General features: G+C 65.2%; 15 protein-coding genes and 2 pseudogenes. 4 read left to right on the top strand and 13 right to left on the bottom strand.

The annotated features are described in order from the left end of the window. Positions 1-90 precede the first annotated feature (90 nt). Positions 91-294 (top strand): annotated as a pseudogene (locus RMCN_RS21000) (integrase core domain-containing protein); the annotation flags it as partial. A gap of 18 nt (positions 295-312) precedes the next feature. Here the strand turns inward: RMCN_RS21000 and RMCN_RS20995 are convergent. From RMCN_RS20995 to RMCN_RS20975, 5 genes and pseudogenes are all read right to left on the bottom strand, one after another. Continuing rightward, positions 313-1,164, bottom strand: a complete 852-nt coding sequence (locus tag RMCN_RS20995) for a mycofactocin-coupled SDR family oxidoreductase (RefSeq protein ID WP_064415501.1) — start codon at positions 1,162-1,164, stop codon at positions 313-315. A 113-nt stretch (positions 1,165-1,277) separates the two neighbouring features. Beyond that, positions 1,278-2,521, bottom strand: a pseudogene (locus RMCN_RS20990) (arginine deiminase). Positions 2,522-2,541: 20 nt separating this feature from the next. Next, positions 2,542-3,990, bottom strand: coding sequence for a basic amino acid/polyamine antiporter (locus RMCN_RS20985; protein WP_067393280.1), 1,449 nt, complete (start codon positions 3,988-3,990; stop codon positions 2,542-2,544). Further along, entirely contained in the window at positions 3,987-5,471 is a 1,485-nt protein-coding gene (gene nhaC, locus RMCN_RS20980; protein WP_067393277.1) for a Na+/H+ antiporter NhaC, read from the bottom strand. Before nhaC ends, RMCN_RS20985 begins: the two co-directional genes overlap by 4 nt. Before the next feature lie 72 nt (positions 5,472-5,543). Beyond that, a complete protein-coding gene (locus RMCN_RS20975) occupies positions 5,544-6,383 on the bottom strand; it encodes an SHOCT domain-containing protein (RefSeq protein ID WP_067393275.1) in 840 nt (279 codons plus the stop codon). Positions 6,384-6,463: 80 nt separating this feature from the next. On the opposite strand from RMCN_RS20975, the gene RMCN_RS20970 reads away from it, so the two are divergent. Further along, entirely contained in the window at positions 6,464-7,873 is a 1,410-nt protein-coding gene (locus RMCN_RS20970) for an MFS transporter (RefSeq protein WP_067393272.1), read from the top strand. On the opposite strand, the gene RMCN_RS20965 is transcribed toward RMCN_RS20970, so the two are convergent. The 8 genes from RMCN_RS20965 to RMCN_RS20930 form a co-directional block, all read right to left on the bottom strand. Next, entirely contained in the window at positions 7,821-8,693 is an 873-nt protein-coding gene (locus RMCN_RS20965) for a cutinase family protein (protein WP_064415497.1), read from the bottom strand. The two genes, RMCN_RS20970 and RMCN_RS20965, sit on opposite strands and share 53 nt — an antisense overlap. A 204-nt stretch (positions 8,694-8,897) precedes the next feature. Continuing rightward, complete coding sequence (tuf, locus tag RMCN_RS20960) at positions 8,898-10,088, bottom strand: elongation factor Tu (protein WP_064345574.1); 1,191 nt, start codon at positions 10,086-10,088, stop codon at positions 8,898-8,900. A gap of 82 nt (positions 10,089-10,170) precedes the next feature. Beyond that, positions 10,171-12,276, bottom strand: a complete 2,106-nt coding sequence (gene fusA, locus RMCN_RS20955; RefSeq protein ID WP_084377620.1) for an elongation factor G — start codon at positions 12,274-12,276, stop codon at positions 10,171-10,173. Between the two features lie 96 nt (positions 12,277-12,372). Next, positions 12,373-12,843: a 30S ribosomal protein S7 gene (gene rpsG, locus RMCN_RS20950; protein WP_064345573.1), complete on the bottom strand. Its 471-nt coding sequence runs from the start codon at positions 12,841-12,843 to the stop codon at positions 12,373-12,375. Further along, positions 12,843-13,217 carry a 30S ribosomal protein S12 gene (gene rpsL, locus RMCN_RS20945; protein ID WP_064345572.1) on the bottom strand — a complete coding sequence of 125 codons (375 nt, stop codon included), beginning with the start codon at positions 13,215-13,217 and terminating at the stop codon, positions 12,843-12,845. The genes rpsG and rpsL overlap by 1 nt, the downstream gene beginning before the upstream one ends. A gap of 343 nt (positions 13,218-13,560) precedes the next feature. Continuing rightward, entirely contained in the window at positions 13,561-14,148 is a 588-nt protein-coding gene (locus RMCN_RS20940; RefSeq protein ID WP_064415496.1) for a TetR/AcrR family transcriptional regulator, read from the bottom strand. A 77-nt stretch (positions 14,149-14,225) separates the two neighbouring features. Continuing rightward, on the bottom strand, positions 14,226-14,759 hold the full coding sequence (locus RMCN_RS20935; protein ID WP_234787737.1) for a DUF3558 domain-containing protein: 534 nt from the start codon (positions 14,757-14,759) through the stop codon (positions 14,226-14,228). Further along, a complete protein-coding gene (locus RMCN_RS20930) occupies positions 14,756-15,286 on the bottom strand; it encodes a DUF3558 domain-containing protein (protein ID WP_064345570.1) in 531 nt (176 codons plus the stop codon). Before RMCN_RS20930 ends, RMCN_RS20935 begins: the two co-directional genes overlap by 4 nt. Positions 15,287-15,372: 86 nt before the next feature. Between RMCN_RS20930 and RMCN_RS20925 the strand changes: the two genes are divergently transcribed. After that, positions 15,373-15,807 (top strand): DUF3060 domain-containing protein, encoded by a 435-nt coding sequence (locus RMCN_RS20925; protein WP_064415494.1) that lies wholly within the window; start codon positions 15,373-15,375, stop codon positions 15,805-15,807. A 2-nt stretch (positions 15,808-15,809) separates the two neighbouring features. Further along, the gene (locus RMCN_RS20920; protein WP_064345568.1) at positions 15,810-16,217 is read left to right on the top strand and encodes a DUF3060 domain-containing protein; all 408 of its coding nucleotides are present in this window, start codon (positions 15,810-15,812) and stop codon (positions 16,215-16,217) included. Positions 16,218-16,296 lie beyond the last annotated feature (79 nt).

Here is a 16,296-nt window from a genome sequence, read left to right as displayed (position 1 = left end):
GCCACGAAGAAGAAATCCGACGACTACGACAACAGAAAAGCTAGACAACCCCCGGACCCGCCGCAGACTCGGCCCAGATTAGCCGGATAACCCCAGACCAACGGCAAAATCGAACGATTTCACCGCACGCTGGCCGACGGCTGGGCCTACGCCCGCCTCTACGGGTCTACCCAACAGCGTGACGCCGCGCTACCGGGCTGGCTGCACTTCTACAATCACCACCGAGCCCACTCCGCCATCGGAGGCCGCCCACCGGTCACCCGACTGACCAACCTCCCTGGGCATCACAGCTAGCCCTTCGCGCGCGAAAGGTCAGTGTTTCATCGCGCCGCGGTCGACGGCGATCTGGCTGCCGGAGAGCGTCTTCGAGCCGTCACCGGCGAGCCACGCGACGACGTCGGCCACTTCCTCGGGCTCCATGAACCCCTGCAGACCCTTGTTCTCCTCGTCCAGCGGGTTATATGGCATCGGCGCGAAGCTGTGCAGATAACTCGGATGCTTGGCGAAGATCGCCATCATCGCGTCCTTCTCGACCATCGGCGTCTCGATGGAGTACGGATGGATCGAGTTCACCCGGATCCCGAACTCACCGGCCTCGATAGCCAACGCGTTGGTGAGCGCCGTCAGCCCGTGCTTGGACGCCGCGTAATGCGCGTTGCCGGGTGTCGCCTTCAGCCCGGCCGACGAGCTGACGATGATGACCGATCCGCCGTGACCCGCAGCGATCATCGCGGGCAGCGCCGCCCGGATGGTGCGCCACGTCCCGTTCAGGTTGACGTCGATGACGGTGTCCCACTGCTCTTCCGACATCTCCCAGATGCGGCCCCAGCTGAGCACACCGGCGTTGGCGACCAGGATGTCGAGCCTGCCGAACTGCTCGACACCGTCGGCGACCACCTGCTGCAGCGCGGCCAGGTCGCGGATGTCGACCTCACGGGCGAGCACCTTGCGGCCCGTCGCTTCGACCGCGCGCACCGTCTCGGCCAGGTCCTCCGACGTCGCCATCGGGTAGGTGATGGTCTCCGAGATCGGGGCGCATATGTCGATCGCGATGATGTCGGCGCCCTCGCCGGCCAGTCGGACCGCGTGCGCCCGCCCCTGCCCGCGCGCGGCCCCGGTGATGAATGCCACTCGGCCTTCCAGTGGTCGGTTGATCGCCGTCACCGCCGCTCCTTCCGGGAACCTGCCCCACCGCGAGCGACCGTGTCTGTACGCGACACACCGCCCCGGCGCGGACATCCGCGGTCACTCGCCGGAGGTGAGAGCCTGCGCACAGGCTAGTCGATGGGGTCGCGGATGATCGGGCAGGTCATACAGTGCCCGCCACCGCGGCCCCTGCCCAATTCGGCGCCGACGATCGTGATCACCTCGACACCGGCGCGACGCAGCAGCGTGTTGGTGTGGGTGTTGCGGTCATAGGCGAACACCACGCCGGGTTCCACGGCGACCAGGTTGTTGCCGCTGTCCCACTGCTGACGTTCCGAGTCATAGGCCGTTCCGCCCGTCTCCACCACCCGCAGTTCGCTCAACCCGAGCGCGGATGCCACGACCTCGACGAAGGGCTTGTGCGCCTCGACCACCTCGACGCCGGGCGCGGCGTCGGCCGGTACAGCGTGAATGTCTCCATGGCATCGACGATCTCGGGATAGATGGTCACCACGTCGCGATCGGCGAACGTGAAGACGGTGTCCAGGTGCATGGCCGCCCCCAGCTTCGGCATACCGGCGACGATCACCTGGGTCGCCACGCCTTCATCGAACAGCTTCGCGGCCACCTGGGTGATGGCTTGCCGCGACGTCCGCTCGCTCATGCCGATGATGACGACGCCCTGGCCGGGCACCAGGACATCGCCCCCTTCGAAGGAGGCAAGACCCCACGACTGCTCCGGATCGCCCCACCACACCCGCGAGCCGACGAAGTCGGGATGGAATTGATAGATCGCCTTCATCAGCAACGTCTCGTCGTGCCGCGCAGGCCAGAACAGCGGGTTGAGCGTCAGTCCACCGTAGATCCAGCAGGTGGTGCCGCGGGTGTAGAGCGTGTTGGGTAGCGGAGGCATCAAATACTCGGTTACCCCTGCGTTTTCGCGTGCCAGGGACCGGTAGCCGGAGTGCAGTTCGCTCGGCAGGTCGCGGATGGACATACCGCCGATCAGCAACTCCGCGAGCCGTGGCGGCTGTAGCTCCTCCAGGAATCCGCGTGTGTCGTCGACGAGGCCGAGACCCACTTCGTTGGCGACTATCTTGCGGTCCAGCAGCCACGCCTTGGCCTCCGGGATGGCCATCGTGTCGGCGAGCAACTCGTGCAGTTCGACCACCTCGACGTCGCGCTCGCGCATCTTGTCGATGAAGTCGAAGTGGTCGCGCCGGGCGTTCTGCACCCACAGCACATCGTCGAACAACAGCGCATCGCAGTTGGTCGGGGTCAGGCGTTCGTGGGCGAGTCCGGGTGAACAGACAAGCACCTTGCGCAGCTTGCCGACCTCGGAGTGGACACCATAGTCGGCAGATCGGTCGGACAATTCGATTCCTCTCGTGTGCACTAGATTTCGATCGCGCCCGTTGACAGCGACACGACGGCGATGATCGCGCCGAGCACGATCACGCCGAACAGGACAGCCTCAGCCGGGCGGAACACCCGCAGGCCCCGTTCCCTGCGGGCCCTGAAGTACAGCGCGGCGGCCGGCGCGTAGAGGATGCAAGACAGCAGTAGCTTGTCCATCCCCGCGGCGTAGACGAGAAACAGGGTGTACACGGTTGCGATAGCGGCGATGCTCATATCGCCGACGAGTGACCTGCCGTCCTCGTAGGTCTCGCGTGTGGCCGTCAGCTTCAGGGCGTACGCCGCCGCGAGCAGATACGGGATCAGCGACAGCGCCGCGGTGAGGTCCAACATGAAATCGAGCGCGTCCGCGGCGAACAGCAGCGCGACGAGCAGGAGCGTGGTCAGCGCCGCGGCCATGACCAGCGCGGCGACGGGAGCATCGTGGCGGTTGGTCCGCGCCTGAAACCGCGGCATGTCATCCGATTTCGCGGGGATGAACAGCACCTCAGCGGCCATCAATGTCCATGCGAGGTAGGCCCCGAGCACCGAGACGATCACGCCGACCTTGATGAACACCGCGCCCCAGGGGCCGACGATGGATTCCAGTACCGCCGCCATGGACGGTTGGCTGACACCTGCCAGTTCGTCCTGCGGCAGCACACCGTAGGAGACCAGCGTGACCATCGCAAAGACGCTGAGGACGCCGAGGAAGCCGAAGACCGTTGCCCGCCCGACATCTTCGCGCTTGCGCGCCATGCGCGAATACACCGCCGCGCCCTCGATGCCCAGAAAGACGAAGACCGTGATCAGCATCGTGCCAGTCGCTTGATCCCAGATCGATGCGAACGAGTATCCGCCGTCGGCGCCCCAGAAGTTGTCCGCGAAGACGCCGGCTTCGAACGCGATGATGGCGATCACGATGAACACGAGGATCGGCAGCACCTTGGCGACGGTGACGATGTAGTTGATCACCGCGGCGTCCCTGACCCCGCGCATGACCAGCGCAGCGAAAAGCCACACCCCGACGGCCGAAACCACCACGGCCAGCACGGTGTCGCCCGCGCCGAACGCCGGAACCACCGCGCTGAGCGTCGTGGTGATCAGGACCCAGTACGACACGTTGCCCGCGCAGGCCGACGCCCAGTAACCGATGGCGGAGTTGAATCCCACGTAGTCCCCGAAGCCGGCCTTGGCGTACGTGAAGATGCCCGCGTTCAGATCCGGCTTACGGATCGCCAGGCGCTGGAACACGAACGCCAGCATCAACATCCCGGAGCCGGCAATGGTCCAGGCGATGATCGCACCGAGCACGCCGGTCTCGGTTCCGAAGCGTCGAGGCAGCAGGAAGACGCCCGAACCGATCATCGACCCGACCACCATCGCGGTCAGGGTCGGCAGGCTGACCTTCTGTTCGGACTGCTCGGTGCGAGTCTCGGCTGAGGTCATGTCGCTTCTGCTTCCTTGGTGGGTGACGCCTTGACGAGTTTGAAGCCGGTGTAGCCGTACACCACGCTGAGAAGCGGGCTGACGATGTTGAAGACCGCGAAGGGCAGGTACGCAAGTGTCGACACTCCGAGAACCGCACTCATGAACGCGCCGCAGGAGTTCCACGGAACGAGCGCCGACGTCACCGTGCCGCTGTCTGCGGCGAGGCGAGACAGGTTCTGCGGCGCGAGACCGCGTTTCTCGAACTCGAGCCGGAAGACGCGGCTCGGGAGCACCAGTGCGATGTATTGGTCGCCCGCGACGATGTTGAGCCCGATGCCGGTGGCGAACACCGAAAGATAGAGTCGGCCAGTTGATTTCGCGGCTGCGATCATCGGATTGACGAGCCTGTCGATCAGCCCGAACTGCTCCAGCAACGCACCGAACGTCACCGCGCCGATGATTAACCAGATGGTGAGCAGCATGCTGTCCATACCACCGCGGGACAGCAGGCGGTCGATTTCGCCGATCCCCGAGTTGATGGTGAACCCGTTGGCCATCGCACGCCAAACAGCTTGTATTGAACCGATGACCACGTTGGTGCTGCTGTGAATCTCGCGAACGAAGCCTTCGACGACATCGTGTTGCTGGACAACGGCCTGGGCGCCGGCCCACAGCGAGGCCGCCAGCAATGCCAACGACGCGGGCGCCTTGCGGGCGGACAAGATGACGAGGACCGCCAGGGGCAGGAGGTTCAACGGGGTGATGGAAAAGATCTGGCTGAGCTTGGCGAGTTCGACTTCCTCACCGACGGTGTCCAGAGGCGGTGGACCGGCGACACCCAGGATCGTGAACACAACCGCCGCGATCACGAACGCCGGCACCGATGTCCACGCCTGACTGCGGATGTGCGTGTAGAGGTCGACCTTGACCATCTGCGCGGTCAGGATCGTCGTTTCCGACAACGGTGAGAGCTTGTCTCCCAGGTAGGCGCCCGAGATGACGGCACCGGCGGTGATGGCCGGTGACACCCCCAGCATCGTCGCGATGCCGACCAGACCGACGCCGACGGTTCCCGCTGTGGTCCATGAACTTCCGATCGACATCGCTACGCCACCACAGATGGTCGCGGTGGCAACGTAGAAGTAACCCGGCGAGAGCACCTGAATGCCGTAATAGACCAACGTCGGGATGGTGCCGGACAGGTTCCATGTTCCGATCAGTGCGCCGACAGCAAGCAAGATGAACAGCGCGCTCGTGATCGACGACAGCGCGCCTTGGCCCGCCTCCTGCACTGCGCTCCAACGGTGCCCGTTCTTCAGCGCGATCAGGGCCGCGACCGCGCAGCACATCACCAACGCCACTTGAATGGGCCCGTCGAGGGCATCCAGTCCGAAAAGCGCTATCGAGCTGCCGATCAGCACGGTCAGCGCGACCAACGGAATGATGGCATCGGCCAGCGACGGACTCCGGATCGCCCTTTGCTCGAGCGAGTCCGTCATGGCAGCACCCCACGGAGGCGCGAGGCAGCACGACGAAACGGTATCAGCCGGCGACGGGGTTGAGGCGATAAACTAGAGGTCAGCGATTATCTGCTGGCGCTTCGCGGTGTATTCGTCGTTGGAAATCGAACCCATCGCGCGCAGCGTCTCGAGTTCCTGCAGGCGCTGTGCGGTCGACGGTTGAGGCGGTGCGATCGAGGCGGCCGCCGTCGGCGCGGCAGGAGGGGGCGACGGCACCGCGCCGGCCGGTGCCTGGTGAGTGGCTGCGCGGCGCACCACTTCCTGAACCTGTTGGCGGGCAGCGGGATTCGACCTCAAATCGATCATGTTGTTGAGACCGATGTTGTTGGCCTTGAGAATCTGCAGAATCTCCATCAGCGGCTCGGCCTGGCCCGTCAAGTCGTATGTTCGGTTGTCCTCGGCGATGGTGAAAGTCGCGGGCATCATCCCGCTGACCAAGCCGCTTCGCTCCCAATCGATCTGATACTCGCTTGTCATCGGGTCGACCAGCGCGACCAGCTTTCGGTTGGTGATCATCGGCAGCCTCGAAATCGAAGCGATGACCCGATCCTGGCTGGCGAACGGCGCGATACCGGGTCCCGAGATCTGCAGGTCCAGCTTCACCAACGGTTGTTCGTTGATACGCGTTCCGGTTTCGTGAATACCGGTGACTTGGGCTAACGCCAGCACTCCGGTCTGCTCGAGCGCGGCGGTCCTGGCGGCCGACCGGGCTCCTCCCGCGGTGATGGCCAACGCGATCAGCACATCAGCGGCGGTGATCAGCAGCCCCGTCCAGAACATCCACTTCAGCAGCGGGTCGCCACCCGTGGCGAAGTAGACCACCAGGAAGATCGGTCCGACGATCCCGCACAGCAGCACGAAGGCTTGGACCTTGATGTAACGCCACAACATCGCCTGCCAAGCTCCCGTCGTCCGTGATCTGCGTGTCAGATTAACGCCAAATCACCGCTTGCGAGCCGTATCGTCGGGCGATGGCGGCGGGAGCAGGCACCCGGTCGCGATGGACCCTGGCTGCGGTCGCCATGGCACTGTTCTGTGTACAGATCGACTACTTCGCGATGAATCTCGCCCTCCCCAGAATCGCCGTCGAGTTCGGCACCGACACAGCGGAACTGCAATGGATCATCAGCGTGTACATGCTCGCTCTGGGGGCCTTCATGGTGCCCGCGGGCCGTATCGCTGACATCTTCGGCCGCCGCCGGGCGCTGCTGACAGGCGTGGCGTTGTTCGGCGCGGCCTCCGTGGCCTGCGCGCTGGCACCGCAGCCGGGCATGCTGATCGCCTTCAGGGCGGTGCAAGGGATCGGCGCAGCCCTGATCTTTCCCGCGTCGATCAGCGTGCTGACCAACGCCTACGAGACCGCCAGGGCCGGCAAAGCTATCGGATTGGCCTATGGCATAGCGGCTTTGGGGAACGCCGCGGGTCCACTCATCGGCGGGGTGTTCACCGACACCATCGGCTGGCGATGGATCTTCTGGCTGAACCTGCCGCTGACGTTGGTGTCGCTCGTGATCGGGGCGAGGGTCATCAGCGAATCGTTCGATGAGTCGGCGCCACGGCGCATCGACGTGGCGGGACTGGCGCTCATCAGCACCGGAATCGGATTGTTCACGTTGACGTTTGACCGCGCGCCCAGCTGGGGCTGGCTTTCGGTGACGACGATGATCGCGCTCGCCGGATCACTGCTTGCGCTCGCCGCGTTCGTCGTCGTCGAGAACAGAGTTCGGTGGCCGCTGGTGGATCTGTCGCTCGCGCGCAACGCAAGATTCACGATCCTGGTGATGGCCGGCGCCGTCGCGAACGTCGCGTACGCGGTGACCATCTTCTTGTCCACGCTGTCCCTACAGGAGGTCCGTGGACTCGATCCGTTGACCGCGGGACTGATCTTCCTCGGCCCGTCGGCGGGCGCAGCCGTCGGCGGTGTGCTGGCCGGCCGGCTCGCCGCCCGTCGTGCACCGGTATCGGTGATGGCCGCGACGACGGTTGTCGCCGCCATGAGCCTCTGTGCACTCGCTGGAGTCCGCGGGTGGACGCTGTATCTGCTCGCGCTGAGCGCATGCGGCCTGACGCTGGGCCTGGTCTATGCCTTCACCACTGTCGCGACGCAGGCGGTGGTGCCTCCCGAGCGGGCGGGAGAGGCGGCCGGGGTCACGCTGACGGTCTTGGTATCGCTGGCCGGCGTCGGCGTGGCGGTGTCGTCGACGGTGCTGGAGATGCTGCAACGCAACGGAATACCGACAGCGCGTGCGATCGACGCCATACTTGCCGTGCTCGGCGTGCTTCTCCTGGCGGCGGGCGCGGTCGTGTTGTGGACCGCCCGGCGATCGGTTACTCGCTCGGCGCCGTCGCGGCCATCGGCGTCGCAGCGGCCAGCGGGATGACCGGAAGCGCCTCGGGAGCCTGCGTGGTGACGGGGCCGGGGCCGATGAGTTGATACAGCGGCTGAGTCCAGCGGTATCCACCCGAGGACTTCGTGTAGCTGGTGTGGATGAGCGTCGAGACCTTCGACACTTCTTCGGCGTCGGGGTCGTAGTCGCAGACCGCATCGCCGAGCTCACACACGCTGATCGTGCGTGCGCCGATGGCCGGCGGGAGCGGCTTGGGCGCGTGCGCGAGAATCGGCCAGTCCTGGGCAACCCCCTTGCCGGCGCCCGGGACGCTGGTGACCGAGCCGATGTTGATGGTCGGGTCGGCGGGCAGGCGGTCGCCGTCGGCGATCAGAAGCGCGGCCACCACGTTCGGATTCGTGCCGGCGGCGTGCAGATTGCGGTGCACCACCATCGCGCCCTGCGAATACCCGGCGAGCACCACCTTCGACTCGGGGCAACGTTGAGTGAACGCCGTGTACTGCGACTCGAGCGCGGCTGCGCCGGTGTCGACGCTGCCCATGAAGCCCATCCATTCCCCGACGCCGCCGTCGTCATCGGGCACCGGTACAGCGGGATATTCGACAGCCTCGGCCGTCATCGTGCGGCCGTCGGCGGTCACCAGCTGCTGCACGTCGAGGTAGGACTGGTAGATGTCGTCGCCCATTCCGGCGTTCGAGCTCAGGTCGCCGTCCCGCTGTCCCGACCCCGCGGCGCCGAACCAGTGCACATCGGGGCAGCCGGGTGCGGCCTGCGCCGAAGCGGTGGAAAGACCCGCGAATGCGGCACCCGCGATCGCGGCGGCGCTGGCGAGCGTGGTGAGACGACCGAACATGAACCCTTACCCTTCTCCGCCCCGACCAGGGCATACGCGAAATACATCGTCGCGGCGTCCACCGGCGTTACTCCCCACATTCGCGAGATGTACACCAGGGTCGCGGTCGTCGAAGAATCGCAGCCCTGTTGTACGTCTCGCGAAGCACACATACGAAAGCGGCGCCCACCGGAAAGGTGAGCGCCGCTTCGCAGCAGTCGGAAACTACTTGACGATCTTGGTGACCCGGCCGGCGCCGACGGTACGACCGCCCTCGCGAATCGCGAAGCGCAGACCCTCGTCCATGGCGACGGGCTGGATCAGCTTGACGGAGATGTCGGTGTTGTCACCGGGCATCACCATCTCGGTGCCCTCCGGCAGCGTCACCACGCCGGTCACGTCCGTGGTACGGAAGTAGAACTGCGGACGGTAGTTGTTGAAGAACGGCGTGTGACGGCCGCCCTCGTCCTTGGACAGGATGTAGACCTGGCCCTCGAACTCGGTGTGCGGCGTCGTGGTGCCGGGCTTCACGACGACCTGACCGCGCTCGACGTCCTCACGCTTGATGCCGCGCAGCAGCAGACCGACGTTGTCACCGGCCTGGCCCTGGTCGAGCAGCTTGCGGAACATCTCGACACCGGTGACCGTGGTCTTGGTGGTGTCGGGGCGGATGCCGACGATCTCGACTTCCTCGTTCACGTTGATCACGCCACGCTCGACGCGACCGGTGACCACGGTGCCGCGGCCGGTGATGGTGAAGACGTCCTCGACGGGCATCAGGAACGGCTTGTCGGTCTCGCGGACGGGGTCCGGGATCGACTCGTCGACGGCCTCCATGAGCTCCTCGACCGACTTGACCCACTTCTCGTCGCCCTCGAGGGCCTTGAGCGCCGACACCCGGATGACCGGGGCGTCCTCGTCGAAGTCCTGGGCGGCCAGCAGTTCGCGGACCTCCATCTCGACGAGCTCGATGAGCTCCTCGTCGTCGACGGCGTCGGCCTTGTTCAGCGCGACCAGGATGTAGGGCACGCCGACCTGACGGGCGAGCAGCACGTGCTCACGCGTCTGCGGCATCGGGCCGTCGGTCGCCGCGACCACCAGGATCGCACCGTCCATCTGGGCGGCGCCGGTGATCATGTTCTTGATGTAGTCGGCGTGACCGGGGGCGTCGACGTGCGCGTAGTGGCGCTTGTCGGTCTGGTACTCCACGTGGGAGATGTTGATCGTGATGCCGCGCTGACGCTCCTCAGGCGCATTGTCGATCTGGTCGAATGCGCGCGACTCGTTCAACTCCGGGAACTTGTCGTGCAGCACCTTGGTGATTGCTGCGGTCAGCGTCGTCTTGCCGTGGTCAACGTGACCGATGGTCCCGATGTTGACGTGCGGCTTCGTCCGCTCGAACTTCGCCTTCGCCACTGTGTGGTCCTCCTGGACTGTTAGTGCTTGTCTAAAGCAGTGTTGATCTTTGCAGTTGTTTCTCGCCGCGACGCAACCGGGGTTACTGCCCGGTCGCCTTCGCGATGATCTCCTTCGACACGGCCGCCGGAACTTCGGCGTACGAGTCGAACACCATGGAGTAGTTAGCCCGGCCCTGGGTCTTCGACCGAAGGTCGCCGACGTAGCCGAACATCTCCGACAGCGGTACCAGCGCCTTGACGACGCGGGCACCCGATCGCTCCTCCATGGCCTGGATCTGACCACGGCGGGAGTTCAGGTCACCGATCACTTCACCCATGTAGTCCTCGGGTGTGGTCACTTCGACCGCCATGATCGGCTCGAGGATCACCGGCTGCGCAGCCTGTGCCGCTTTCTTCAGCACCTGCGAACCCGCGACCTTGAAGGCCATTTCCGACGAGTCCACCTCGTGGTAGGCGCCGTCGAGCAGCGTCACCTTGAGGTTGACCAGCGGGTAGCCGGCCAGCACGCCGTACTGCATGGCGTCCTGGGCGCCGGCGTCGACCGACGGAATGTACTCGCGGGGGATACGGCCACCGGTGACCTTGTTCTCGAACTCGTAGGTCGCCCCGTCTTCGCCGGTGAACGGCTCGAGGTCGATGATGACCTTCGCGAACTGGCCCGAACCACCCGTCTGCTTCTTGTGGGTGAACTCGACCTTCTCGACCTTGCGCTTGATGGTCTCGCGGTAGGCCACCTGGGGCTTGCCCACGTTGGCTTCGACCTTGAACTCGCGCTTCATCCGGTCGACGAGGATGTCGAGGTGAAGCTCGCCCATACCGCCGATGACCGTCTGGCCGGTCTCCTGGTCCAGGTGGACCTTGAAGGTCGGATCCTCTTCGGCCAGCTTCTGGATCGCCGTGCCGAGCTTCTCCTGGTCGCTCTTGGTCTTGGGCTCGATGGCCACCTCGATGACCGGGTCCGGGAACGTCATCGACTCGAGCACGATCTGCTCGTTGGCGTCGGACAGGGTGTCGCCGGTGGTGGTGTCCTTGAGACCGATCACCGCGTAGATGTGCCCCGCGGAGGCCCGCTCGACAGGGTTCTCCTTGTTGGCGTGCATCTGGAACAGCTTGCCCAGCCGCTCCTTCTTGCCCTTGGTGGAGTTGATGACCTGCGAACCGGACTCGACGGTCCCGGAGTAGACGCGGACGTAGGTCAGCTTGCCGAAGAACGGGTGCACCGCGATCTTGAACGCCAGGGCCGAGAACGGCTCGTCGGTCGACGGCTTGCGACTGATGGCCTCGTCCTCTTTGCCCGGCACGTGGCCCTGCACGGACTCCACGTCCAGCGGGGACGGCAGGTAGTCGATGACAGCGTCGAGCATGGGCTGCACGCCCTTGTTCTTGAACGCGCTGCCACACAGGACCGGGTACAGCTCCGAGCCGACGGTCAGCTTGCGGATCGCCGCCTTGATCTCGGCGACCGAGAGCTCCTCGCCGCCGACGTACTTGTCCAGCAGCGCCTCGTCCGTCTCGGCGACGGCCTCGAGCAGCTTGGTGCGGTACTCCTCGGCCTTCTCGGCGAGCTCGGCCGGAATGTCTTCGACCTCGTACTTCTCGCCGAGGGCGGTTTCACCGCGCCACACCTTGGCCTTCATCTCGACCAGGTCGACGACGCCGATGAAGTCGTTCTCGGCGCCGATCGGCAACTGGATCACCAGCGGCGTCGCCCCCAGGCGCTCTTCGATGGTGCGCACCGTGAAGTAGAAGTCGGCGCCCAGCTTGTCCATCTTGTTGACGAAGCAGATGCGCGGAACGTCGTACTTGTCGGCCTGCCGCCAGACCTGCTCGGACTGCGGCTCCACGCCTTCTTTACCGTCGAACACCGCAACGGCACCGTCGAGCACACGCAGGCTGCGCTCCACCTCGACGGTGAAGTCGACGTGGCCCGGGGTGTCGATGATGTTGATCTGGTTGTCATTCCAGAAACAGGTGACGGCCGCGGAGGTGATGGTGATACCGCGCTCCTGCTCCTGTTCCATCCAGTCGGTGGTCGAAGCGCCGTCGTGCGTCTCACCGATCTTGTAGTTGACACCGGTGTAGTACAGGATGCGTTCGGTCGTCGTGGTCTTACCGGCATCGATGTGCGCCATGATGCCGATGTTGCGGACCTTGTTCAGGTCGGTTAGCACGTCCTTCTGTGCCACAGAAGTCTTCTCTTTCGCTTGGTAGTTGCTGTTGTCATTTCGCCCCGGCGACACCGCTTTGTGCCATCTCGTCGCTCGCGACTCCGGGGCGTCACATCACCAGCGGTAGTGCGCGAACGCGCGGTTTGCCTCGGCCATCTTGTGGGTGTCCTCACGCCGCTTCACGGCGGCACCCAGACCATTGCTGGCGTCGAGGATCTCGTTGGCCAGGCGCTCGACCATGGTCTTCTCGCGACGGGCCTTGGAGAAGCTGACCAGCCAGCGAAGTGCCAGCGTGACCGAGCGATCCGGACGCACCTCCACGGGAACCTGGTAGGTGGCGCCACCGACGCGACGGCTGCGAACCTCGAGTGCCGGCTTGACGTTGTCCAGAGCGCGCTTGAGGGTGACCACCGGATCGGTGCCGGTCTTGTCGCGGGCCTGTTCGAGCGCACCATAGACAATGCGCTCGGCCAACGATTTCTTCCCGTCCATCAGAACCTTGTTGACCAGCTGGGTCACCAGCTGCGACCCGTACACCGGATCGTTGACCAACGGACGCTTGGGCGCCGGTCCCTTGCGCGGCATCAGCTCTTCTCCTTCTTGGCGCCGTAGCGGCTGCGCGCCTGCTTGCGGTTCTTCACGCCCTGGGTGTCCAGCGAGCCGCGAATGATCTTGTAGCGCACGCCGGGCAGGTCCTTCACACGGCCGCCGCGCACCAGCACCATCGAGTGCTCCTGCAGGTTGTGTCCCTCGCCCGGGATGTAGGCGGTGACCTCGACCGCGCTGGTCAGCTTGACGCGCGCGACCTTCCGAAGCGCCGAGTTCGGCTTCTTCGGGGTGGTCGTGTACACGCGGGTGCACACTCCGCGGCGCTGCGGGCTGCCCTTGAGGGCCGCGGTCTTCGCCTTGGCGGGCTTGTCGTGGCGACCCTTGCGGACCAGCTGCTGGATGGTTGGCATCTACCGGCTTTCTGTGTTGCTGCTTTTTAGTTCTGGTCAAGTCTGTGTACTGCGCTTTTGTCCCGGACACGTACCCCGCGACCGGGTGTGTCGCACGCGCCCGCCCGAAGCAAGTCGAAGGCAACTTGAAGGCATTGCCTCAATTCTCGGAGCATGGCGACATGCGAATTGGCCCGGCGTGCAGGCACGCTTAGCAGGTCCATTTCGTCCACGCACCCGCGAAGCGCCTTATCTGCCAGGCACGATCGTCCACAATACCAGCACAGGGGCAGCGCTCCAAACCCGCGCTCCGCGCCCTAACCGCAGGTCAGATCGCCTTCTCCGAAGGCCGCGGAGTGTATGGCTAACGACGCTCCATCCCGGAGGCCAGCCGCATCACCATGTCGCTGTATACCGCGTCGGTGTCGATACCGTCCATCGCCCCGGTCATCTCCAGCAGGACGAAACCGTGCATGGCCGACCAGAACTCCAACGCCGCATAGAACGCGTTCTCACCCTCCAGTCCGTAGGAACCCAGGACCGCGATGACCGGCGCGGCCGCGGCCCGGGTGGCTTCGGTGAACTCCGGGTCGTCACCACCCAGCGGCATCCGGGTGAAGGCCGAATACCGTCCCGGATGGTGATGGGCGTAGCTGCGGTAGGCGCTGGCCATCGCGGTGACCGCGTCGTCGCGGGTGCGGCCCTCTGCGACGTTGGTGAGCATCCCGATGATGTCGCCGACGACGCGCATCCGCACTGTTCGGCGCAGGTCCTCGAGGCTGTTGACGTGGTTGTACAGCGACGGGCCCTTGGTGCCGAGCTGGGTGGCGAGCGCGTTGATGGTCAGCGCGTCCCAGCCTTCGCGATCCAGGAATGTCAGCGCGGCGTTGACGATGGTCTCGCGGCTGAGCCGGGGGACTCTCCTGGCCGAGGTGCCCGGGGGTTGTGCCATGCGCGCTTCGCCCCCCTGCCGTCTCGTCTGCCCTTGCTGATACCCGGAGAAAACTAACACCTCTAGTTCCCTCGCGGTCAGTTGACGCGCTCCTGACTGAGCTCGGCGAGTTGTTCGGTGATCGAGCACAGATCGGGCAGCGTCGCGGGGTTCATCGTCTGGATGGACCACGTGATGACGTCGCCGCCCTTGGCCACGTAGAAACTGCACGCATTGCCGTCGAACGCCTTGAACCCTTTGTTGCCGTCGAGGGACAGTTCGGTCAAGGTGCGGCCGGCCTGTTGTTCCAGCGACCGCTCGGTGTCCATATCGCTGCCGCGGTACCACCAGGTCGAGATCCCCATTCCCGCCCCGACGGTGCCGAACATCGTGTTCTCCTGCCAGAAGCAGCCTGCGTCGCTGACGACAGCCCTGGTGAACTCGTCTGACCCGGCGGCCGCCGCGATGTCGGTGTCGGTGATGCCGTTGCAGTCCCCGCTGCGGAACCCGGCGCCCGGGTTGGCGGTCGCCGGAGAGGTCGGCGCCTCGTCGGTCGATCCGCACGCTGTGAGCGCCGCGGCGCAAGCGGTGAGCGCGACGAACCGGCGATTCCAGCGGGCGAACACGGTCACATCTCCGACTTCAGGGTGGCCGAAAGGAGCTTCTGCGCTTCCTGGCATGGATCACCGGTGCGTTGATCGCGGAACTGCACCCACCAACTCAGCACCCCGGTGCCCGCGGCGGCGGTGACCGAGCAGGCCGCGCCGGTGATGTCCCGGCGCGCGACGAACGCCGGGTGGCGCTCGACCACGGTTTCGGTGATCGTCGCGCCGCGCCCGACGGCAAGCGCGCGTTCGCGATCGAGGCTTCCGGTCTGGAACCAGGAGAAGGTCGCGTCGATGATCACGTCGCCGCGGAACGACACGTACTGGCAGACCGCTCCGCTGTAGGGCCGCACGACGCTGTCGGCGCCCAGGATCTGCTGGACGGTGTCGTCGTCGAGCAGGGCGCAGCGGTCGTCGACGTAACCGTAGTTGCGTTCGGGATCGGGTACCGCGGGTGTGGCCCGCTGCGCGGTTCCGCTGACGGTCTCAGCACACCCCGCCACCGTCACCACCGCCACGACCGCCGCGACAGCAATCGGAAACCGCCAACGCATCGCTGCTCACGCTACCCAGCGCCACCGTTAATAGCGACTCGGGTGAACGTCTGTGGATCTCACCGGTCGCGTCGTACGCTTCCTCCATGATGTGGACAGCTGTGAGTCGGTCGCTTGCGGCATCGGCCGCGGTGTTTCCGCTGATTCTCGCCGCCCCCGTGGCGCAGGCGGAACCGGTGGTCTGCAATCCATTGGCGCGTGAGTGCGCCGATAACAGTGTCGTGGGTCGCCATCAGGGAACCGACACCACCATCACGGGTATCGGCGTCGTCGAGACGATCGACTGCGCCAACTCCACGCTGCTCGTCAACGGCGCCAACAACCAGATCACCACGCTGGGGACCTGTTGGGCAGTGACGATGCAGGGCAACGGCAATGTCGTCGTCGCCGACAACGTGATCAACGACATCACGGTCTACGGCTGGGATCAGACCGTGCTGTACAAGAACGGCAACCCGATCGTCTTGGACCGCGGACGTGAATTGGGGATGACCAACCGCATCAACCGGGTACCCGCGTGAGCATGCGCGCCACATCCATCGCTTATCCGCTCATCGGTGCCACCGCCGCCGCGTTTCTGCTCGCGGGGTGCGGATCGGAAAGTTCGGACACCAACACCCCCACCGCGACGGCGGGCACGTCGGGCGCCCAGGTCGAGGTCGGCAACACGATCAACTACGGATCCTTCGGCACGACCGCCGACATCGACTGCGCCGACGGCAAATCACTGAACATCGGCGGGTCGAACAACACCCTGACGGTGAAGGGCACGTGCGCGAACGTCAACATCGGCGGCGCCGACAACAAGGTCACCTTCGAGCGGGTGGACAAGGAGATCAGCGTCGTCGGCCTCAACAACACGGTGACGTACAGAGACGGTGATCCGAAGATCAACGACACCGGGAACAACAACAAGATCACCAAGGGCTGAAAGCCGCGAGCGTCAGTGTTTGCTCTACGACACGCCGCGAATTCCCGGCCCTTTGCGGTCACTCACACCAGGGCGAGGG

It is taken from the genome of Mycolicibacterium novocastrense (assembly GCF_001570485.1).
GTDB lineage: Bacteria > Actinomycetota > Actinomycetes > Mycobacteriales > Mycobacteriaceae > Mycobacterium > Mycobacterium novocastrense.
Note: the sequence above shows the minus strand (reverse complement) of the source record. Positions and strands in the feature narration are given on the sequence as shown.